At 59.7% G+C, this 16,558-nt stretch carries 16 protein-coding genes and 2 tRNA genes; 11 read left to right on the top strand and 7 right to left on the bottom strand.

What is annotated here, in order from left to right:
* Window positions 1-30: 30 nt before the first annotated feature.
* A complete protein-coding gene (locus tag AC0T4W_RS12795; protein WP_476319411.1) occupies window positions 31-972 on the bottom strand; it encodes an alpha/beta fold hydrolase in 942 nt (313 codons plus the stop codon).
* 314 nt (window positions 973-1,286) lie between these two features.
* Entirely contained in the window at window positions 1,287-2,543 is a 1,257-nt protein-coding gene (locus tag AC0T4W_RS12790) for an MgtC/SapB family protein (protein ID WP_476319409.1), read from the bottom strand.
* Window positions 2,544-2,691: 148 nt separating this feature from the next.
* On the opposite strand from AC0T4W_RS12790, the gene AC0T4W_RS12785 reads away from it, so the two are divergent.
* The 3 genes from AC0T4W_RS12785 (at window position 2,692) to AC0T4W_RS12775 (ending at window position 5,738) form a co-directional block, all read left to right on the top strand.
* A complete protein-coding gene (locus AC0T4W_RS12785) occupies window positions 2,692-3,405 on the top strand; it encodes an AzlC family ABC transporter permease (protein ID WP_476319407.1) in 714 nt (237 codons plus the stop codon).
* Window positions 3,405-3,734 (top strand): AzlD domain-containing protein, encoded by a 330-nt coding sequence (locus AC0T4W_RS12780; protein WP_476319405.1) that lies wholly within the window; start codon window positions 3,405-3,407, stop codon window positions 3,732-3,734. Before AC0T4W_RS12785 ends, AC0T4W_RS12780 begins: the two co-directional genes overlap by 1 nt.
* 129 nt (window positions 3,735-3,863) lie before the next feature.
* Window positions 3,864-5,738 (top strand): MFS transporter, encoded by a 1,875-nt coding sequence (locus tag AC0T4W_RS12775; protein ID WP_476319403.1) that lies wholly within the window; start codon window positions 3,864-3,866, stop codon window positions 5,736-5,738.
* Window positions 5,739-5,846: 108 nt separating this feature from the next.
* Here the strand turns inward: AC0T4W_RS12775 and sugE are convergent, their stop codons facing one another.
* Both sugE and rdgC read right to left on the bottom strand, forming a co-directional pair.
* The gene (gene sugE, locus AC0T4W_RS12770) at window positions 5,847-6,161 is read right to left on the bottom strand and encodes a quaternary ammonium compound efflux SMR transporter SugE (protein ID WP_476319401.1); all 315 of its coding nucleotides are present in this window, start codon (window positions 6,159-6,161) and stop codon (window positions 5,847-5,849) included.
* A gap of 162 nt (window positions 6,162-6,323) precedes the next feature.
* Entirely contained in the window at window positions 6,324-7,244 is a 921-nt protein-coding gene (rdgC, locus tag AC0T4W_RS12765) for a recombination-associated protein RdgC (RefSeq protein ID WP_476319399.1), read from the bottom strand.
* 289 nt (window positions 7,245-7,533) lie between these two features.
* Between rdgC and AC0T4W_RS12760 the strand changes: the two genes are divergently transcribed.
* From AC0T4W_RS12760 to AC0T4W_RS12745, 4 genes are all read left to right on the top strand, one after another.
* Window positions 7,534-7,609: transfer RNA gene (locus AC0T4W_RS12760), tRNA-Val, on the top strand.
* A 21-nt stretch (window positions 7,610-7,630) separates the two neighbouring features.
* Window positions 7,631-7,707, top strand: a tRNA-Asp gene (locus AC0T4W_RS12755).
* Window positions 7,708-7,895: 188 nt separating this feature from the next.
* Window positions 7,896-8,615 carry an FKBP-type peptidyl-prolyl cis-trans isomerase gene (locus AC0T4W_RS12750; protein WP_476319397.1) on the top strand — a complete coding sequence of 240 codons (720 nt, stop codon included), beginning with the start codon at window positions 7,896-7,898 and terminating at the stop codon, window positions 8,613-8,615.
* A 370-nt stretch (window positions 8,616-8,985) separates the two neighbouring features.
* On the top strand, window positions 8,986-9,441 hold the full coding sequence (locus tag AC0T4W_RS12745; protein WP_476319395.1) for a YkvA family protein: 456 nt from the start codon (window positions 8,986-8,988) through the stop codon (window positions 9,439-9,441).
* A 12-nt stretch (window positions 9,442-9,453) separates the two neighbouring features.
* On the opposite strand, the gene AC0T4W_RS12740 is transcribed toward AC0T4W_RS12745, so the two are convergent.
* Complete coding sequence (locus AC0T4W_RS12740) at window positions 9,454-10,158, bottom strand: substrate-binding periplasmic protein (protein ID WP_476323634.1); 705 nt, start codon at window positions 10,156-10,158, stop codon at window positions 9,454-9,456.
* A gap of 152 nt (window positions 10,159-10,310) precedes the next feature.
* On the opposite strand from AC0T4W_RS12740, the gene AC0T4W_RS12735 reads away from it, so the two are divergent.
* Genes AC0T4W_RS12735 through AC0T4W_RS12725 form a run of 3 tightly spaced genes read left to right on the top strand, consistent with a single transcriptional unit; the run spans window position 10,311 to window position 11,472 of the window.
* Window positions 10,311-10,640, top strand: a complete 330-nt coding sequence (locus AC0T4W_RS12735) for a helix-turn-helix domain-containing protein (RefSeq protein ID WP_476319393.1) — start codon at window positions 10,311-10,313, stop codon at window positions 10,638-10,640.
* A complete protein-coding gene (locus AC0T4W_RS12730) occupies window positions 10,637-11,002 on the top strand; it encodes a hypothetical protein (protein WP_476319391.1) in 366 nt (121 codons plus the stop codon). The genes AC0T4W_RS12735 and AC0T4W_RS12730 overlap by 4 nt, the downstream gene beginning before the upstream one ends.
* Window positions 11,002-11,472, top strand: a complete 471-nt coding sequence (locus AC0T4W_RS12725) for a sel1 repeat family protein (protein ID WP_476319389.1) — start codon at window positions 11,002-11,004, stop codon at window positions 11,470-11,472. The genes AC0T4W_RS12730 and AC0T4W_RS12725 overlap by 1 nt, the downstream gene beginning before the upstream one ends.
* A 21-nt stretch (window positions 11,473-11,493) precedes the next feature.
* Here AC0T4W_RS12725 and AC0T4W_RS12720 read toward each other — a convergent pair whose 3' ends face one another.
* Both AC0T4W_RS12720 and AC0T4W_RS12715 read right to left on the bottom strand, forming a co-directional pair.
* Window positions 11,494-13,254, bottom strand: a complete 1,761-nt coding sequence (locus tag AC0T4W_RS12720; protein WP_476319387.1) for a bifunctional diguanylate cyclase/phosphodiesterase — start codon at window positions 13,252-13,254, stop codon at window positions 11,494-11,496.
* A gap of 95 nt (window positions 13,255-13,349) precedes the next feature.
* The gene (locus AC0T4W_RS12715) at window positions 13,350-15,431 is read right to left on the bottom strand and encodes a carboxy terminal-processing peptidase (protein ID WP_476319385.1); all 2,082 of its coding nucleotides are present in this window, start codon (window positions 15,429-15,431) and stop codon (window positions 13,350-13,352) included.
* Window positions 15,432-15,559: 128 nt separating this feature from the next.
* Here AC0T4W_RS12715 and AC0T4W_RS12710 point away from each other — a divergent pair, with 128 nt between their 5' ends.
* Window positions 15,560-16,525 carry an NAD(P)H-quinone oxidoreductase gene (locus AC0T4W_RS12710; RefSeq protein WP_476319383.1) on the top strand — a complete coding sequence of 322 codons (966 nt, stop codon included), beginning with the start codon at window positions 15,560-15,562 and terminating at the stop codon, window positions 16,523-16,525.
* The last annotated feature ends 33 nt before the right edge of the window (window positions 16,526-16,558 follow it).

Below are 16,558 nucleotides of genomic sequence, written 5' to 3'. Positions count from 1 at the left end.
GGGGCTGGGTCTTCCCGTCACTCCTGCGGCTTACGCGCTTGTTGGCCTTGTCTGCGCAGCCGCTTGGATGTGTGCGGTGAACTCACGCAGCCACTTGGCCAGTTGTTGCGGCTCGGCCAGCAGTTGCCAATGCCCGGCATTGACCTCGCGCCGTTGCAGCCTGGGCGCCCAATGTTGCAGCTGATCAAACAGCTGCGGCCGTACGAAGCGGTCGCGGGTCGGCACGATCAGCTGCACCGGCACCTGGGTATGACGCAGGCGTGGCCTGAACAGGCTGCGGATAAAATTGGCGCGGTACAGCTTGACCCCATGCACACCGTCGGAGCGTTGGCTGCTGCTGATCGGCACATTACGCAGCCCTTCGACCTTGCGCAGCAGCTGTGGCCAGGCGCGGTCCAGGCCCAGGCGCCAGGTCAGCTCGGGCAGCAGTGGGGTGTGAAACAGGGCGATGTACCAGGAACTGAGCAGTTGCCCGAGTACCTGCAGCAGCGCACGCGGAGTCTTCTGCTTGAGTGTGTCGCGCATCCAGTGGCCGACATGGTCCAGGCAGGGGCCGGAGATGCTGGTATAGGACGCTAGCAGTGGCTGAATGCGCGGTTCGGTGACCGCTTCCCAGGCCTGAATCGAGCCCCAGTCATGGGCCACTAGATGTACCGGCTGGTCGGGGCTTAGGGTCTTGATCACGGCTTCCAGGTCATTGGCCAGCTTTGCCAGGTGATAGTCCAGGCGCTTGTGCGGAATATCCGATGCCCCAAAGCCACGCACGTCGTAGGCAATGATCTGGTAATCGCCTGCCAGCTCGCGCACCAGTGGCAGCCAGATTTCGTGGTTGTCCGGATAACCATGTACCAGCAGCAGAGTTGGGCCGTTTGTTTTGCCCCAACGATAGGTCGCCAGCTGCACGCCATCGCCTTGAATCCGCAGCTGCTCGGCTTGCAGCCCATCGTTTGGCAGCATTGCTGGTGCGTTCATGCGCGTAGCCGCAGAGCGCGTGGCTTTAAGCTTTGTTGGAAGATTGCGGCGTGGTCGATGGGCATGCGGTGTCTCCGGAGTATCATGGCTGGCCGTTGCATCATGTGATGCCACGGTTATTGTTGGATGCTCCGGGCGCATCTGCCTAGCCAGCGTCAGGGTTATCTGCCGAGTCAGTCGCGGTGTTACTGATTCGGCTTTAAACCATATGAGACGTGGCGTTGCACTGTTTTACCGAGGCGGGATTCGGGGGATTGCAAGGTAAGTCCAGCCCTTAGTTGGGCGGCCAACTGCGAGTTGAGCGCGCCAGCGATTCAAAACAGCAGTAATACCGCTGCACCCGCCAGCAGACCGGCGGCCATTACCGGCAGGGTCATCAGCGCCAGCTTGCGGCCGCCGATCAGCGCGACCAGAAAGCCTTTGACCAGGCTGTTGCTTAGTGCGGCGAGAAATATCCCCTGTACCGCCACCTGGGCATCCAGTTCGCCCTTGGCGCTGCGGGCCAGCGACAGGGTGATGGCATCGACATCGGCCAGCCCCGAGAGCAGCGCCACCAGGTAGACACCGACATCGCCGAGCCAGTGCTGTGCGGCTTCGACCAGCAGCAGGATCAACGCCAGTAACGCGGCAAAACGCAGCGCGGGCCCCAGCTCGAAAGGGTTTTTTAGCGGCGGCTCGGCCTGTTCTTCACTCTCGGTGCCGGCGCGGCGGAAGTACAGCAGCGCGCCGCCGGTGTATACCAGAGTGGCGATGCCCAAGGGCCAGGCCAGTTGCGGCAGCAGGCTGGCGTTGACCAGACCGACCTCCAGCAACACCCTTGGAAACATCAGCGCCGAGGTGGCGAGCAGGCCGCAGGCCAGAATCGCCTGCAGGTTGCGTCCTTGGGCCAAACGCGCAAGGGTCACGGTCATGGCGGTGGACGACACCACGCCGCCCAGCAGTGCGGTAATCAATAAACCGTGGCGCATCCCTACCAGGCGAATCGCCACATAGGCGGCAAAGCCGATGCTGGCGATCAGTACCACCATCCACCAGATGGCGTAGGGGTTGAATGCTTGCCAGGGGCCGTAGCCCTGGTTGGGCAGCGCCGGCAGCATGACCAGGGAAATAAATAGCAGCTTCAGCGCACCGGACAGTTCCGCCTCGCTAAGCCGCTGCAGGGCGCCGTGCAGTGATTGTTTGAGGCTCAGCAACAGCGCAACCGCCACCGCGCCGGCCGCCGCCAGCCCGGCATAACCAGCCATGGCCAGGCTGCCGAGTAGGAAGGTGATCAACAGCGCCACTTCACTGGTCAGGCCCAGGTCGCCCAGACGCTGCAACTCGCCAAAGTAGGAGGCCACCACCAAGAGGGCAAAGCCACTGAAGATTACTGCCCAGGCGACTACGCCGAAGTGCTCACCGAGCAGCATGGCAAAAGCGCCGAGCAGGCTGCTCAGGGCGAAGGTGCGGATTCCCGCAACCAACTGGCTATCCTCGGTATTACGCCCCTGCCAGCCTCGCTCGGCACCAATCAATAGGCCGGCGGCCAGGGCGCTGGCGAAATTCAGCAGGGTGTCGAGGGCTTCCGGCATGGGGGCATCCTGAGTGAAAGGTGTTGGCAGTTTAGTCAGTGAGCAGTGGCGCGTATTGCGGCAAGTCAGTCTGTGGCTGTGTTGATACGCAAGATTGTGCAAGACGCTGTGATCGCGATGCGGCAGGCTATGCAGCAAAGGAGGGCACATGAGCCGTATGCAGCAGTTTTTTTATGGAGTTCGCGACAGTATCCCGATGATCGTCGGCATCCTACCGTTTGGTCTGATCTACGGCGCGCTGGCCAGCCTGGCCGGGCTTAGCCTGGGGCAGGCGGTGGGTATGTCCTTGCTGGTGTATGCCGGCTCGGCACAGTTTATTGCCATCAGTTTGCTGACCCTGGGCAGCGGTGCGGTGGTGATTCTGCTCACCACGCTGGTGGTCAACCTGCGCCATGTGCTTTACAGCGCGGCGCTGCAGCCTTATGTCGGGCGCTTGTCACAGCGCTGGCGGGTGCCGTTGGCGTTCGGTTTGACCGATGAAACTTTTGCCGTGGTGCAGCGCCGTTACCTGGCTCGCGGTATGACTGAGCATGGCCAGTGGTATCACGCTGGCGTGGCATTGGCGCTTTATCTGTCCTGGGTATCCAGCTCGCTGGTCGGTGCGTTGTTTGGCCAGAGTGTGCCTAACCTCGCAGGCTGGGGGTTGGATTTCGCCATGCTGGCGACCTTTATCGGCATCGTGGTGCCAGCATTGCGCAACCAACCGCAGATTGCTGCGGCTCTGGTGGCCGGCGCGGTGGCGCTGCTGTGTCATGCCTGGCCGTACAAGTTGGGGCTGATGGCGGCTGCCCTCAGCGGCATTACAGTCGGCGTATGGCTGGAGCGCGGTAAAACACCGGTGACTGTCGGGGAGGGCGCGTGATGGCTATCTGGCTGCTGATTCTCGGTATGGCACTGATCACTTTTGCGATTCGCTACAGCCTGTTTGCCTTTCCCGAGCTGCGTTTCCCGCCGCTGGTGCGTCAGGGCCTGCATTACGTGCCGACCGCTGTATTGAGCGCCATCGTGCTGCCGGGCATGCTGATTCCCGATGGCCAGCAGTGGGCGTTCAGCCTGGACAATGCCTACCTGCTGGCGGGCCTTGCGACCATTGCCATTGCTGCGCTGACCCGGCATCTGTTGGCTACCATTGGCGGCGGTTTGCTGGTGTTCTTTATAGTGCGCTGGTTATTGGGGCAATTGCCCTTGTAAGCAGGGTTATTTGCCGCCTGCATTTGTAGAAAATGCAGCAAAAGGCATGTTTCGCTGTGGCTTTGTGAGGTGTTCTTGCAGTCAAATGCCTGACAACCCGCTTGGCCACTGCAGACAGGTACACGGACGATGACCGAACAATCACAATTCGCATTGCTGGGTAAAAAGCGCTTTTTGCCGTTTTTTATCACCCAGCTGCTGGGTGCTTTCAACGACAACATCTTCAAGCAATCACTGATTCTCGCCATTCTGTTCAAGATCAGCTCCGGGGCCGATAAGGCCTTGCTGATCAACCTCTGCGCCCTGCTGTTTATCCTGCCGTTCTTCCTGTTCTCGGCCCTTGGCGGCCAGTTTGGTGAGAAGTTCGCCAAGGACTCGCTGATCCGTAAGATCAAGTTCGCCGAGATCGTGATCATGCTGCTCGGCGCTGTCGGGGTGCTGCTCGGCAACCTGCCCATGATGCTCGCGGTGCTGTTTGCCATGGGCACCCAGTCGGCGCTGTTCGGCCCGGTTAAATATTCGATCCTGCCGCAGCACCTGCGTGAGGAGGAGCTGGTAGGCGGCAACGCGCTGGTGGAAATGGGCACGTTTTTGGCCATTCTCGCCGGCACCATTGGTGCGGGCATCATTATGGCCAGCAGCGGTTACGCGCATATTGTCGCGGCCTGTGTGGTGCTGGTGGCGGTGCTGGGTTATCTGGCCAGTCGCAGTATTCCCACCGCATCAGCGGCGATGCCGCAGCTCAAGCTGGATTGGAACATCCCGCGCCAGTCCTGGTTAATCATGAAACTCGGCCTGGGCCAGCGTCCGGCGGTATCGCGCTCGCTGGTGGGTAACTCCTGGTTCTGGTTTCTCGGCGCGGTATACCTGACGCAGATTCCGGCCTATGCCAAAGAATGGCTGTACGGCGATGAAAGCGTGGTGACGCTGATTCTGACCGTGTTCTCGGTGGGCATTGCGTTGGGTTCGATGCTCTGCGAGCGCATGAGTGGGCACAAAGTGGAAATCGGCCTTGTGCCGTTCGGCTCGATCGGCCTGACCCTGTTTGGCATTCTGCTGTGGTGGTTTTCCGGCGGTTTCCCCGAGGCGGCGGTGGCGCATGACTGGCTGGCGGTGCTGAGCATTGACCAGGCCTGGTGGATTCTTGGCTCGATCCTCGGTATCGGTCTGTTTGGCGGTTTTTATATCGTGCCGCTGTATGCGCTGATCCAGTCGCGCACCGTGGAGCATGAGCGGGCGCGGGTGATCGCGGCCAACAACATCCTTAATGCGCTGTTTATGGTGATTTCGGCGATTGTCTCGATCCTCTTTCTCAGCGTTGCCGAGCTGTCGATTCCGCAGCTGTTTCTGACCATTTCGCTGATGAACATCGCGGTCAACAGCTACATCTTCAAGATCGTCCCCGAATTCAGCATGCGCTTTATGATCTGGCTGCTCAGCCACTCGATGTACCGGGTTGAGCACAAGGGGCTGGAGGCGATTCCGGATGAAGGTTCGGCGGTGCTGGTGTGCAACCACGTGTCGTTTGTCGATGCGTTGCTGATCGGCGGCGCGGTGCGCAGGCCGGTGCGTTTTGTCATGTACTACAAGATCTACAACCTGCCGGTGCTCAATTTTATCTTCCGCACCGCCGGCACCGTGCCGATTGCCGGGCGCAATGAAGACCTGCTGATCTATGACGCAGCGTTCAAGAAAATCGCCGAATACCTGCGCAATGGCGAAGTGGTGTGCATCTTCCCGGAAGGCAAACTGACCACCGATGGCGAGCTGAATGAGTTCAAGAACGGCATCGAGCGCATCGTCGAAGCCAACCCGGTGCCGGTGATTCCCATGGCGCTGCAGGGCTTGTGGGGTAGCTTTTTCAGCCGTGATCCGCACAAGGGCTTGTTCAAACGCCTGTGGTCGCGCATCACCCTGGTAGCCGGTACGCCGGTAGCGCCCGAGCTGGTCAAGCGCGAGCTATTGCAGGCCCGGGTGGCGGAGCTGCGCGGGGAGTGGCGCTGAGGATGCAGCGGTGCATACGGTGGGTAGGAGCGGGCCATGCCCGCGAACCGCTATCGCGGGCATGGAACTAGGCGTCCCCCACGCTCCTACGGAGACACCGCGCGGCTGCTAGTGACTCAGCTTGAGGCCCACCAGCCCGCAGACGATCAGTGCCACGCTGGCTATACGCAGCAGCGTCACGGCCTCGCCAAACAGCATGATGCCGGCAATCACCGTACCCACGGCGCCGACACCGGTCCAGATTGCATAGGCGGTGCCCAGGGGCAATTCCTTCATGGCCAGGCCGAGCAATGCCAGGCTGACGATGATCGCCGCAACAGTCAGGAGGGTGGGGAGAGGGCGGGTAAAACCGTCGGTGTATTTCAGGCCGACAGCCCAGCCAACCTCAAACAGGCCAGCCAGCAGCAGAATGATCCAGGACATAAAAACCTCCTATTACAGATAGAGGGTCGTCCCGAGGTAATCACGTGCGCAGTGGTGAGGTCGTCCTCACGCTGTGCAGTATTTTGCACATTGGCAGGGTCAGGGCAAGCCGCAGAGGACCAGTGGGCTGTTTCTTTGGTTCCTCTACGGCTGTGCAGTGGTTTAGATCCCCTGGGGAGTCTCTTCGCCGCCCAGGGCTTCGAACAGCGCCGGGAGGAAGTCCACCAGGGTCAGCATCATCAGCGTAAAGCTGGCGTCCTGCTGGCCGAGGTCGTCGTCGCCACCGTCCTGTTCGGCCTGATCTTGCAGCAGGTCTTCGAAGCGCAGGCGCTTGACCACCAGCTTGTCGTCGAGCACGAAGGACAGCTTGTCCTGCCAGGCCAGGGACAGTTGAGTCACCTGCTTGCCGGCGGTCATGTGCAGCTGGATTTCATCGCTGGTCAGGTCCTGGCGCTTGCAGCGCACGACGCCGCCGTCTTCGTGGGTGTCGCGCAGTTCGCACTCATCGAGCACATGGAAGTCTGGTGCGGCTTGCTGAACTTTGACCCAGTCGGTGAGGGTGGCGCTTGGCGCGATCTTCACGGTCAATGGGCGTACTGGCAGCGAGCCGATGGCTTCACGCAGGGTCGACAGCAGGTCTTCGGCGCGTTTGGCGCTGGCCGAGTCGACCAGGATCAGGCCCTGCTTGGGCGCGATGGCGGCGAAAGTAGCGGATTTGCGGATAAAGGCGCGTGGCAGGAAGGTCTGCACGATGTCGTCCTTGAGCTGGTCGCGCTCCTTCTTGTAGACCTTACGCATCTGCTCGGCTTCGATCTCATCGACCTTGTCCTTCAGTGCATCGCGCACCACGCTGCCGGGCAGGATGCGTTCTTCCTTGCGTGCGGCGATCAGCAGGAAATCACCGCTGACGTGCACCAGCGGCGCATCGTCGCCTTTGCCGAAGGGCGCGATAAAACCGTAGGTGCTGAGTTCCTGGCTGGCGCACGAGCGGGCCGGTTTGGCTGACAGCGCCGTTTCGAGCGCCTCGGCATCAAACGGGATGTCCTGGGTGAGGCGATAAACCAGCAGGTTACGAAACCACATAAGGGGGTGACTCTCCATAAACGTACAAGTCGCGAAGCGACGCCATCCTAATGCCCTTCTCCCGCCGGGAGAAGGTGGCGCGCAGCGACGGATGAGGGAGGCGGGTACGGCGTATGGCTCAGGGAGCTTCTCGCGGCGTATCCGTCAACGCAAAGCGCGCATTATTCCCCTCCTTGGCATCTCAGGCCAACCCTGCGCTAAGCCTTTGCTGCATCAATAAAAAATTTTAAAAACAGTGCTTGCCAAGGTGCAGATGGCTCTCTAGAATGCGCCCCACTTCGAGAGTGAAGGGTGATTAGCTCAGCTGGGAGAGCATCTGCCTTACAAGCAGAGGGTCGGCGGTTCGATCCCGTCATCACCCACCAACTCGCTTTTTGAAGTTACGCGCAGCGGTAGTTCAGTCGGTTAGAATACCGGCCTGTCACGCCGGGGGTCGCGGGTTCGAGTCCCGTCCGCTGCGCCATTTTTTCCTCGCTTCATCCCCTCTGTGACACATCGCTTTCCTCGCAAAATCCTTTCTGAATAATCCGCTAAACATCTGAACTTATACGCATTTTCTGCCTCCTAACACGGTAGCCAGTGATCGCGGCAGCCTGCTAAGCTCGCCCATTCACACCATTAGCCCTAGGGCGCACCGGACAAGGAACAAGCATGAAACAGCATCGTTTAGCGGCGGCGGTCGCCCTGGTAGGGTTGGTTCTCGCAGGTTGCGATTCGCAAACCAGCGAAATCGCCTTGGAAACCCCAGCGCAGAAAGCGTCGTACGGCATCGGTCTGAACATGGGTAAGAGCCTGGCTCAGGAAGGCATGGATGACCTGGATTCCGACGCCGTTGCCCAAGGCATCGAAGACGCCATTGGTAAGAAAGAGCAGCGCCTAAAAGACGAAGAGCTGATCGAAGCCTTTGCCTTCCTGCAGAAGCGTGCCGAAGAGCGCATGGTTGCGCTGAACGAAGAGTCGGCCAAAGCCGGCAAGAAGTTCCTCGAAGACAACGCCAAGCGTGATGGCGTGGTCACCACTGAATCCGGCTTGCAATACGAAGTCGTGAAGAAAGCTGATGGCGCTCAGCCGAAAGCCACCGACGTGGTGACTGTTCATTACGAAGGCAAGCTGACCGATGGCAGTGTGTTCGATAGCTCGGTTGAGCGTGGCAGCCCGATTGACCTGCCGGTTAACGGCGTGATCCCAGGTTGGGTTGAAGCCCTGCAACTGATGCACGTTGGCGAGAAGTACAAACTCTACATTCCAAGCGAGCTGGCGTACGGCGAGCAGAGCCCGACTCCGGCGATTCCAGCCAACTCGGTGCTGGTGTTTGATCTGGAGCTGATTGCGATCAAAGATGCAGCCGCTGACGCTGCCGCTCAAGAGTAATTTCTAGCGTTTCATGCAGCGCCCCGTCTCGACGGGGCGTTGCCGTTTCTGCGGGTCACAATTTGCACTTTTCGCTTGACTAGAGAGTCTTAAAGGGCCTGCATAGCGAGTGTGGTGTTACGGTTATGCACATTTACTAGGTTGACCGTGACGGGTTAGCGTAACTCTCTTGAAGAAACCCTTTGCCATTTTTAACTTGTTGATTTATATGATTTTTTACTGTGTGGGCAAAAAATGTCCGATCTGTGGCGAGGCCGCATGGGCCGGGCGTTTGCCAGGGTTATCGAGAAACTGTTCACAAGGTTATCCACAGCTTTAGTGGATAACCATGGCCAGCCCTGCGGGCACGCGGGGTTGCCGGGAGAGGGCGATGAAAACACCGAAAAATTTCGCGCGTTACCAGTTTTTAGCCAAGCGTTTCCTTAAGGCCGGACGGTTACCTGCATTGCTGTTATCGGTCGCACGAAAGCGTGAAAAACTGGGCAAAGGCTTTGCCGAATTGACCGATCAACTGAAGTTGCTGCAGGCGCTTTGCCTAGCCTGGTGGCGCGGTGAGTATCGGGCAATCGATTCCCGAGCGTTACTGGCGGTGGTGGCGGCCTTGCTGTACTTCGTTACGCCGATCGATGCCATACCGGACTGGTTGTTTGGCATTGGTCTGGTTGATGACCTGGCTGTGCTGGCCTGGGTGCTACGTACCTGGCAGGAAGAGCTTGCGGCGTTTCAGCAGTGGCGAGCGGCGCAGGCTCCGGAGGTGCTGCGAGTTGTTGAGCGGCTGCCAGAGTTGGATGAGTCGCTGGCACCGTTACAGGGTAGCGTGGAGTAGTTGGGCGACAATTCAGATTTCGTTGAGCATCTGCTCAATCAGGCCTTGGTCGCGCAATTGCTGCAGGGTTTTGTCCAGTCGTTCAGCGTCGACGGGTAATTGTGGGCTGTAGATGCAGTGCATGTCGTAGCGATCAATTACCCAGGGGTTGATCTGCAGCGGCGCACCCGGACGTTTCGCCAGTTTGAAGTTCATTGGCCTGCGCATATCGATGATCGCGTCCAGGCGTTGTTTGCGTAGCAAGTTAAGCCCAGCGCTATGATCGCGCAAATCCTGGCGGATGATTTGCTGCTTGGCGAATGCCTCCATCAGTTCGCTTTTGTAGACATAACCCAATTGCGTGCCGAGGGTTTTGCCGTGAAGATCGTACAGGCTGGTGATCGGCGCGTGCTGGCGGTGTAGTAGCAGCACGTCTTCTTCACTGTAGAGCGGTGCAGACCAGTGATAGCGCTCGGGTTTGTCCATCCATTGCGGGTTGCTGTTGCAGATCACATGGATGCGTCCGCGCTGCATAAATTCATCGATACGCTTGTTCGGCGTTTCGATAAATACGGCCTCAAAGCCCAGTTGCTGGCTGGTCAACTGGCCCAGCTTGTGGATAAAACCACCGCGTAGTTGCTGCTCGTGCACATCGACATAGGGCATCCCGTCAGCCGGGGCGAAGCCCCAGCGCAGTTCGTCTGCGCAGGCCCAGCCACTACAGCCGATTAGCAGCATTGCTATCAGTGTGCGCACAGCATGTCCCCACGTGCCGCTCAATAATTTGGGAGCAGTATAGATCACGCTCTTTATCGTGCTGGGCTGCTAAGATGGCCGCCTGTTCTGGAGTTGCTGAGAGTGATGGAAGTGCTCTGCATGGAGATTTACAGATGAATGTGCAAGTGATCGAGCGCGATGGTCAGCCGGAGTACGCGGTGCTGCCCTGGGCGCAGTACCAGGCCTTGCTGCAGGCCGCCGGGCGCGCACCTCACGTTGCTGCTGTGGCCACGGCGGAGGTTGATGTCAGCAAGCCGGCCCTGAGTCAGCTAAAGGGCCTGCGCGAGGCTAAGGACATAAGTGCCGAACAGTTGGCACGCAATGTCGGCATCAGCCCGCATTACCTGGGAATGATCGAGAGCGGTGAGCGCCAACCGGACGCTGCTATCCAGCGCGCACTGGCCTGGCATCTTGGGGTCGATGGATGGGAGGCGCAGCCTTGAGCGTTAGCATCAGTCGACAGCATTGGCAGGCATTGCTCGGTGAGCTTGAAGATGCCCAGCGTCAGCGCCACTTGCTGACTTATCGCGCACTGATTGAGCGCCTGGCCCTACCTAGTCCGGCCATGCAGACGTTGGCCGCCGCACTGGAGCACCTGGCTGCACTGGATGCACGCGCCGAGCGCCCGCTGCGCAGTGCGTTGGTGATCAGTCAGGGTGCCAGCCGTTTGCCGCGCACCGGTTTCTTTGAGTGTGTCAGCCGCTTGGGGCGCTTTACGGGGGCTTCCGATGGTATCGCCGCAGCCTCCTGGCATGCGGCCGAAGTGGCCCGCGTATTCGAGTTCAGCTACCCGGAAGGCACCTGATGTTCGGCGCGCTGCGTGCGCGTATCGGCTACCTGCTGGCGCGCCGCCTGTTCCACTGGGCCTGGCTGGTTAAGCAACCGCGAGCCTGGCGCTGGCTGGAAGGGCAGTTCGCCCGTATGGCCAAGCGCGGTGATCGCCAGGCGCAAAGCTTCTACGGGCATATCCTGCTGTTTCGCGGTCAGGGCCTCGGTGCGCGCAATGAAGGTCGGCGTTTGCTCGATTTGGCAGCTAAGGCCGGCGATGCCAAGGCTGCTTATCAGCTCGGCGTTTTGAGCCTGTCCGGTGATACCCAGCAGGCGGCGGATGCGCTGAAGGCCATTGAGTGGTGGACACTAGCCGCGCAGGCAGGCCACCCGGCTGCTGCCTATCGCTTGGCTGAGTTGTACCGCAACGGGGCTGCAGGTGTTGCCGTCGATGCAGCGCAGGCTGAGCATTTCGCCACGCTTTCCAATCGCCTCAGCGGCCTCTGATCTAGCATCTAATTCCCGCCATCAGGCCGCCGAATCAGCCTGGGTGTCGATGATATGCAGGCTGTAACCCGGCACTGCCTTGGCGTGGCGCTTGGCCTCTGAGGCCATCGCCGCCAGCTGGCTGGCATCCAGTTGTACGCATTGCTCGGGGTGCACATGCACCACCCCCAGAGACAAGGACAGCAACGCATATTCCTGGCGTTTACCGTTACGGTCATGGGCGACAAAGCAGCCTGCATGCAGGTCTTCTTCACGGTAAAAGCGCCGGCACTGGCTCTGGAAGTCCTCCAGCAGGCGATTAAGTCGCGCGCGCCAGTCCTGCGAGCCGAGCACCAATAGAAAATCATCACCGCCGATATGGCCAACAAAGTCCCGCGTTGGGTCGACCCGATCATTCAGGCACTGCGCCAGGCTGAGCAGCACCTCATCGCCTTTGGCGTAGCCGTAGATGTCGTTGAACGGCTTAAAGTTGTCGATATCCACATAGCACACCACGGCTTCGCGGGCCTGCTGTAGCAAGCGAGTCAGGCACTGCTGGATCGGTACATTGCCCGGCAGCAGGGTCAGCGGGTTGGCGTAGCGAGCCTGCTGAATTTTCAGCTCGGTGATCAGCTTGAGCACGTCGATCACTCGGCCGAGCCCGATATAGCGGCCGTCTTCAATGATGATGAAGTCTTCCTCGATACGCTGGCGCGCGCGGCTGGTGAGCAGGCGGCTGACCTGCTGCAGCGACTGGCTGGACTCCACCGCCAGGTAATCATCACTCATCAGCCGGCTGATCGGTTTGCGGGCGAACAACTCGTTGGCGAAGGGCTTGAGCAAGGCTTCGGCCAGTGAGTGGCGATGCACGATACCGACGGGTTGCTGCGTTTGGTTGAGCACCGCCAGGGAGTTCAGGTTGGCCTGGGCGCGAAACATTTCCAGCACCGCGCTGGTGGGTGTGCTCAGGGCCACGGCTTGTTGCGTATTGAGTAGGCCGTGCAGGTCGCCGGCTTCTTCGCTCAGCGTGTTGCCGGTGGTGGTGTTGGGCAGCAGATTGACTACATCACGCGGCGGCTGCTCCTGCGGGCGACAGAGCAGGTAACCCTGGATCAGGTCGACGCCCATTTCCGCGAGCACGGCGAGTTCTTCGGGCAGTTCGATGCCCTCGGCGATCACCTGGGCGCGGGAGGCTTTGGCCATTTTCAGGATGGAGCCGACAAACTCGCGTTTGACCGCGTCCTGGTGGATGCCATCGATAAAGTGGCGGTCGATCTTTACGTAATCCGGGCGCAGTTCTGACCACAGGCGCAGGCTCGAATAGCCTGCGCCGAGGTCATCCAGGGCGATGGAAAAGCCCATGGCGCGGTAGTGGTGCAGGGCGGTGTCGAGCAGGGCAAAATCGTCGGTGGGTGATTGTTCGGTCAGTTCGATTACCACCTGGCTCGGCGGAATGCCCAGGGTTTGCAGCAGCTGCAGGGTGCGCCCCGGCTGGTGTTTGGGCTCCATCAGCGAATCCGGCGAGACGTTGAGGAACAGCTTGCCTTCAAGGTTGAGCTGGCTGAAGCGCTGGCAGGCATTCTTGCGGCAGAGCAGCTCCAGTTCGCTCAGCCGACCCGCGCTGCGCGCCACGGCAAACAGGTTGATCGGTGAATGCAGGGCGCTGTTGGACGGGCCGCGACTGAGTGCTTCATAGCCGAGAATGCGTCGTTCGGAGAGCGAGAAAATTGGTTGAAACAGGCTGTGCAGGTCGCCATTGGCGAGGATGGTGTCCAGCGCGCTGAACTGCTCGGTGACGATCATGGCGGCTCTCTGTGGCATAAAAAAACGGGGACTGGCATTACTACCAGTCCCCGCATTTCACGACAGATTGATGACCCTTTGATGATGCGCGCTGTTTACTGTTTGGCCAGGCGCGTATTCAAGCCGAGGTAGTCGAGCAGGATGCGCCCGCTTTCGGCGAGATAGGCATCATCTTCCGGCTTGGTTTTTTCATCTTCGACTGGCAGTGCGTCTTCGTCTTCTTCCTTGAGTTTGTTCAGCAGTGCTTCACCTTTGGCTTTACGACGGCTGTTCTCGATGGCCAGTTGCTGGCCTTCGATATCCGTCTTCTGGGCGCGGCGCATGGTTTCATTGAGGCTGACGGTATTTTCTTTCATCAGCTTCTGTGCCAATTGCAGGCGCTCGCGAGCGAAGGTGAAGTCCGGGTTTTGTGCGGTGCGGTTCTCAAAGCGGCTTTGCAGCTCGGCAAGGAACGGCTTGATTGGGTCCAGCGCCGGCTTGATCGCCGGCTTGATGCTGTCCCATGGCATGGCCTCGGGCAGGGCGCTTTCGCCAATTTCCTTGGTGTCCATGATGTCTGGGTACTGGATATCGGGAATCACGCCCTGGTGCTGGGTGCTTTGCCCGGAGACGCGGTAGAACTTGGCCAGGGTCAGCTTCAGCTCGCCATGGTTGAGCGGCTGGATGGTTTGCACGGTGCCTTTGCCGAAGGTCTGGCCGCCGAGAATCAGTGCGCGGTGGTAGTCCTGCATGGCGCCAGCGAAAATTTCCGAGGCCGAAGCCGACAGGCGATTGACTAACACGGCCAGCGGGCCTTTGTAGTAGATGCCGCTGTTCTCGTCGGCCAGTACATCAACGCGGCCATCGCTGTTACGCACCAGTACGGTAGGGCCTTGGTCGATAAACAGACCGGTCAGTTCGGTGGCTTCTTGCAGCGAGCCGCCGCCGTTGTTGCGCAGGTCGATCACCACGCCGTCGACGTTTTCCTTCTCCAGCTCAGTGAGCAGGCGTTTGACGTCACGGGTGGTGCTTTTGTAGTTCGGATCGCCAGCACGGAAAGCCTTGAAGTCCAGGTAGAAGGCCGGAATCTCGATAACCCCGAGCTTGTAGTCACGGTTATCGTGCTTAAGGTTGAGGATGGATTTCTTCGCGGCCTGCTCTTCCAGCTTGACCGCTTCACGGGTGATAGAAACCACTTTGCTGGTTTGGTCGTTCGGTGCATTGCTCGCCGGAATCACTTCCAGGCGCACTTGCGAGCCTTTCGGGCCGCGAATCAGCTTGACCACTTCATCCAGGCGCCAGCCGATCACGTCGACCATTTCCTTGCTGCCCTGGGCTACGCCGATGATCTTGTCGGCGGGGGCGATCTGCTTGCTCTTTTCCGCCGGGCCGGCCGGCACTAGGCGTACGACCTTGACGTGTTCGCTGTCGCTTTGCAGTACGGCACCAATACCTTCGAGAGACAGGCTCATATTGATGTCGAAATTTTCCGCGTTGTCCGGGGAAAGGTAGGTGGTGTGGGGGTCGTAGGACATGGCAAAGGCGTTGATATAGGCCTGGAACACGTCTTCGCCACGGGTCTGCTTGAGCCGTGCGAGCTGGTTGTTGTAGCGCTTGGTCAGCAGCGTTTGAATCGCCTTGGGCTCTTTGCCAGCGATTTTCAGGCGCAGTACTTCATCTTTGACGCGCTTGCGCCAGAGGTCGTCAAGCTCGGCAAGATCTTTGACCCAGGGCGCGTTCTCGCGGTCGATCAGCAGGCTTTCGTCACTGTCGAGATCAATCTTGTCGACGCCTTCTTCGAGCATGTTCAGGGTGAATTGCAGGCGACTCTGCAAACGCTCCAGGTGGCGCGTGTAGATGGCAAAGCCGGGTCGCAGGTCGCCGTTTTTCAGCAGGTCGTCAAAGCGCGTGCGCCATTGATCGAACTCGGCGATGTCGGAGGCAATAAAGTAGCTGCGCGAGGGGTCGAGCATCTTCAGGTAGCCCTGATAGATCTTCTCCGAGCGCTCGTCATTCAGCGGTGGCTTGTTGTAGTGATGGCGCTTCAACAATTCCACGACGTTGAGGCTGGCGATGACCTGCTCGCGGTCAGGTTGCAGGTATTCCCAGGGATCGTCACTGGTGGTTTTCGCCGCGAGCGGCAGGGCGCTCAAGGCAAACGAAAAGGCGAGGGTGACGCTGAGTAGGGATCGCTTCATGCTAATTCGACGTGTGGGCAGTTGATAACGCATATTAGGCCGTCTTTAAGGGCGCCGGGTTCCATCGGCGCAATGCAAAAGCCCGGCGGTCAGCGTCGGGCTCGGTTCAAATGCACTATGGAGGCAGCGTGAAGGCATTGCAAGGCGTTGAAGGCCGTGTGGAATGGGCGCAGCACCCCGCGCCGGTCTGTGATGTAGGGGAAATTCGCATCCGTGTAGCTGCGGCCGGGTTGAATCGTGCTGACTTGTTGCAGCGTGCCGGGCTGTATCCGCCACCGCCAGGCGCCAGTGAGGTGCTGGGGCTGGAATGTGCCGGTATCGTTAGTGAGGTGGGCGCCGGTTGTGACTGGAAAGTAGGTGACCGGGTCTGCGCGCTGTTGAGTGGCGGTGGTATGGCCGAAGAAGTGGTGGTCGATGCGCGTCACGCGCTGCCGGTCCCGGAGGGCATGACGCTGGCCGAGGCAGCAGTATTGCCCGAGGTGTACGCAACGGCTTGGCTCAATCTGTTCCAGCTCGCAGCGCTGAAGCCCGGACAGAAGGTGCTGTTGCATGCTGGCGCCAGCGGGGTGGGGTCGGCGGCTATTCAGTTGTGCAAAGCCTTTGGCAGCCCATGTTGGGTCAGCGTTGGTTCGGCTGAACGCTTGGCCTACTGCGAAAGCTTGGGTGCTCAAGGCGGTGTGCTGCGCGGTGAGGAAGAGCTGCAGGCGTTGCGCGATTTCGCCCCGTTCGATGTGATTCTCGATCCAGTAGGCGGCAGCTACGCCGCACTTAACTTGGAGTTGCTGGCAGTGGATGGACGCTGGGTCAACATCGGTTTGCTTGGCGGGCGCAAGGCTGAGTTGGATCTGGCGGCGGTGCTGGGCAAGCGCATTGCGCTGATTGGCTCGACCCTGCGCAATCGCGATGAACAGTTCAAGGCCGATCTATTGCGCGATGTGCAGCAGTTTGTCTGGCCGCTATTTGCCGAGGGGCGGCTCAAGCCGCAACTGCAGCAGGCTTATGCGCTCAAAGATGCCGAAGCCGCCTTTGCGGCGTTGGCGAGCAATCGGGTCAACGGCAAGCTGGTGTTGGTGATAGATTCGGCATTGGCTTGACATGACGTTCGATTGACTTACTCAATCGGATTG

The organism is Pseudomonas sp. C7.1, from assembly GCF_056312395.1.
This window is presented reverse-complemented; position numbering and strand designations above follow the sequence as displayed.

What these genes read in the sequence shown, in the direction of transcription:
- AC0T4W_RS12795 (WP_476319411.1), bottom strand. Translation starts at nt 972, where the DNA reads ATGAACGCACCAGCAATGCTGCCAAACGATGGGCTGCAAGCCGAGCAG.
- AC0T4W_RS12790 (WP_476319409.1), bottom strand. Translation starts at nt 2,543, where the DNA reads ATGCCGGAAGCCCTCGACACCCTGCTGAATTTCGCCAGCGCCCTGGCC.
- AC0T4W_RS12785 (WP_476319407.1), top strand. Translation starts at nt 2,692, where the DNA reads ATGAGCCGTATGCAGCAGTTTTTTTATGGAGTTCGCGACAGTATCCCG.
- AC0T4W_RS12780 (WP_476319405.1), top strand. Translation starts at nt 3,405, where the DNA reads ATGGCTATCTGGCTGCTGATTCTCGGTATGGCACTGATCACTTTTGCG.
- AC0T4W_RS12775 (WP_476319403.1), top strand. Translation starts at nt 3,864, where the DNA reads ATGACCGAACAATCACAATTCGCATTGCTGGGTAAAAAGCGCTTTTTG.
- sugE (WP_476319401.1), bottom strand. Translation starts at nt 6,161, where the DNA reads ATGTCCTGGATCATTCTGCTGCTGGCTGGCCTGTTTGAGGTTGGCTGG.
- rdgC (WP_476319399.1), bottom strand. Translation starts at nt 7,244, where the DNA reads ATGTGGTTTCGTAACCTGCTGGTTTATCGCCTCACCCAGGACATCCCG.
- AC0T4W_RS12750 (WP_476319397.1), top strand. Translation starts at nt 7,896, where the DNA reads ATGAAACAGCATCGTTTAGCGGCGGCGGTCGCCCTGGTAGGGTTGGTT.
- AC0T4W_RS12745 (WP_476319395.1), top strand. Translation starts at nt 8,986, where the DNA reads ATGAAAACACCGAAAAATTTCGCGCGTTACCAGTTTTTAGCCAAGCGT.
- AC0T4W_RS12740 (WP_476323634.1), bottom strand. Translation starts at nt 10,158, where the DNA reads ATGCTGCTAATCGGCTGTAGTGGCTGGGCCTGCGCAGACGAACTGCGC.
- AC0T4W_RS12735 (WP_476319393.1), top strand. Translation starts at nt 10,311, where the DNA reads ATGAATGTGCAAGTGATCGAGCGCGATGGTCAGCCGGAGTACGCGGTG.
- AC0T4W_RS12725 (WP_476319389.1), top strand. Translation starts at nt 11,002, where the DNA reads ATGTTCGGCGCGCTGCGTGCGCGTATCGGCTACCTGCTGGCGCGCCGC.
- AC0T4W_RS12720 (WP_476319387.1), bottom strand. Translation starts at nt 13,254, where the DNA reads ATGATCGTCACCGAGCAGTTCAGCGCGCTGGACACCATCCTCGCCAAT.
- AC0T4W_RS12715 (WP_476319385.1), bottom strand. Translation starts at nt 15,431, where the DNA reads ATGAAGCGATCCCTACTCAGCGTCACCCTCGCCTTTTCGTTTGCCTTG.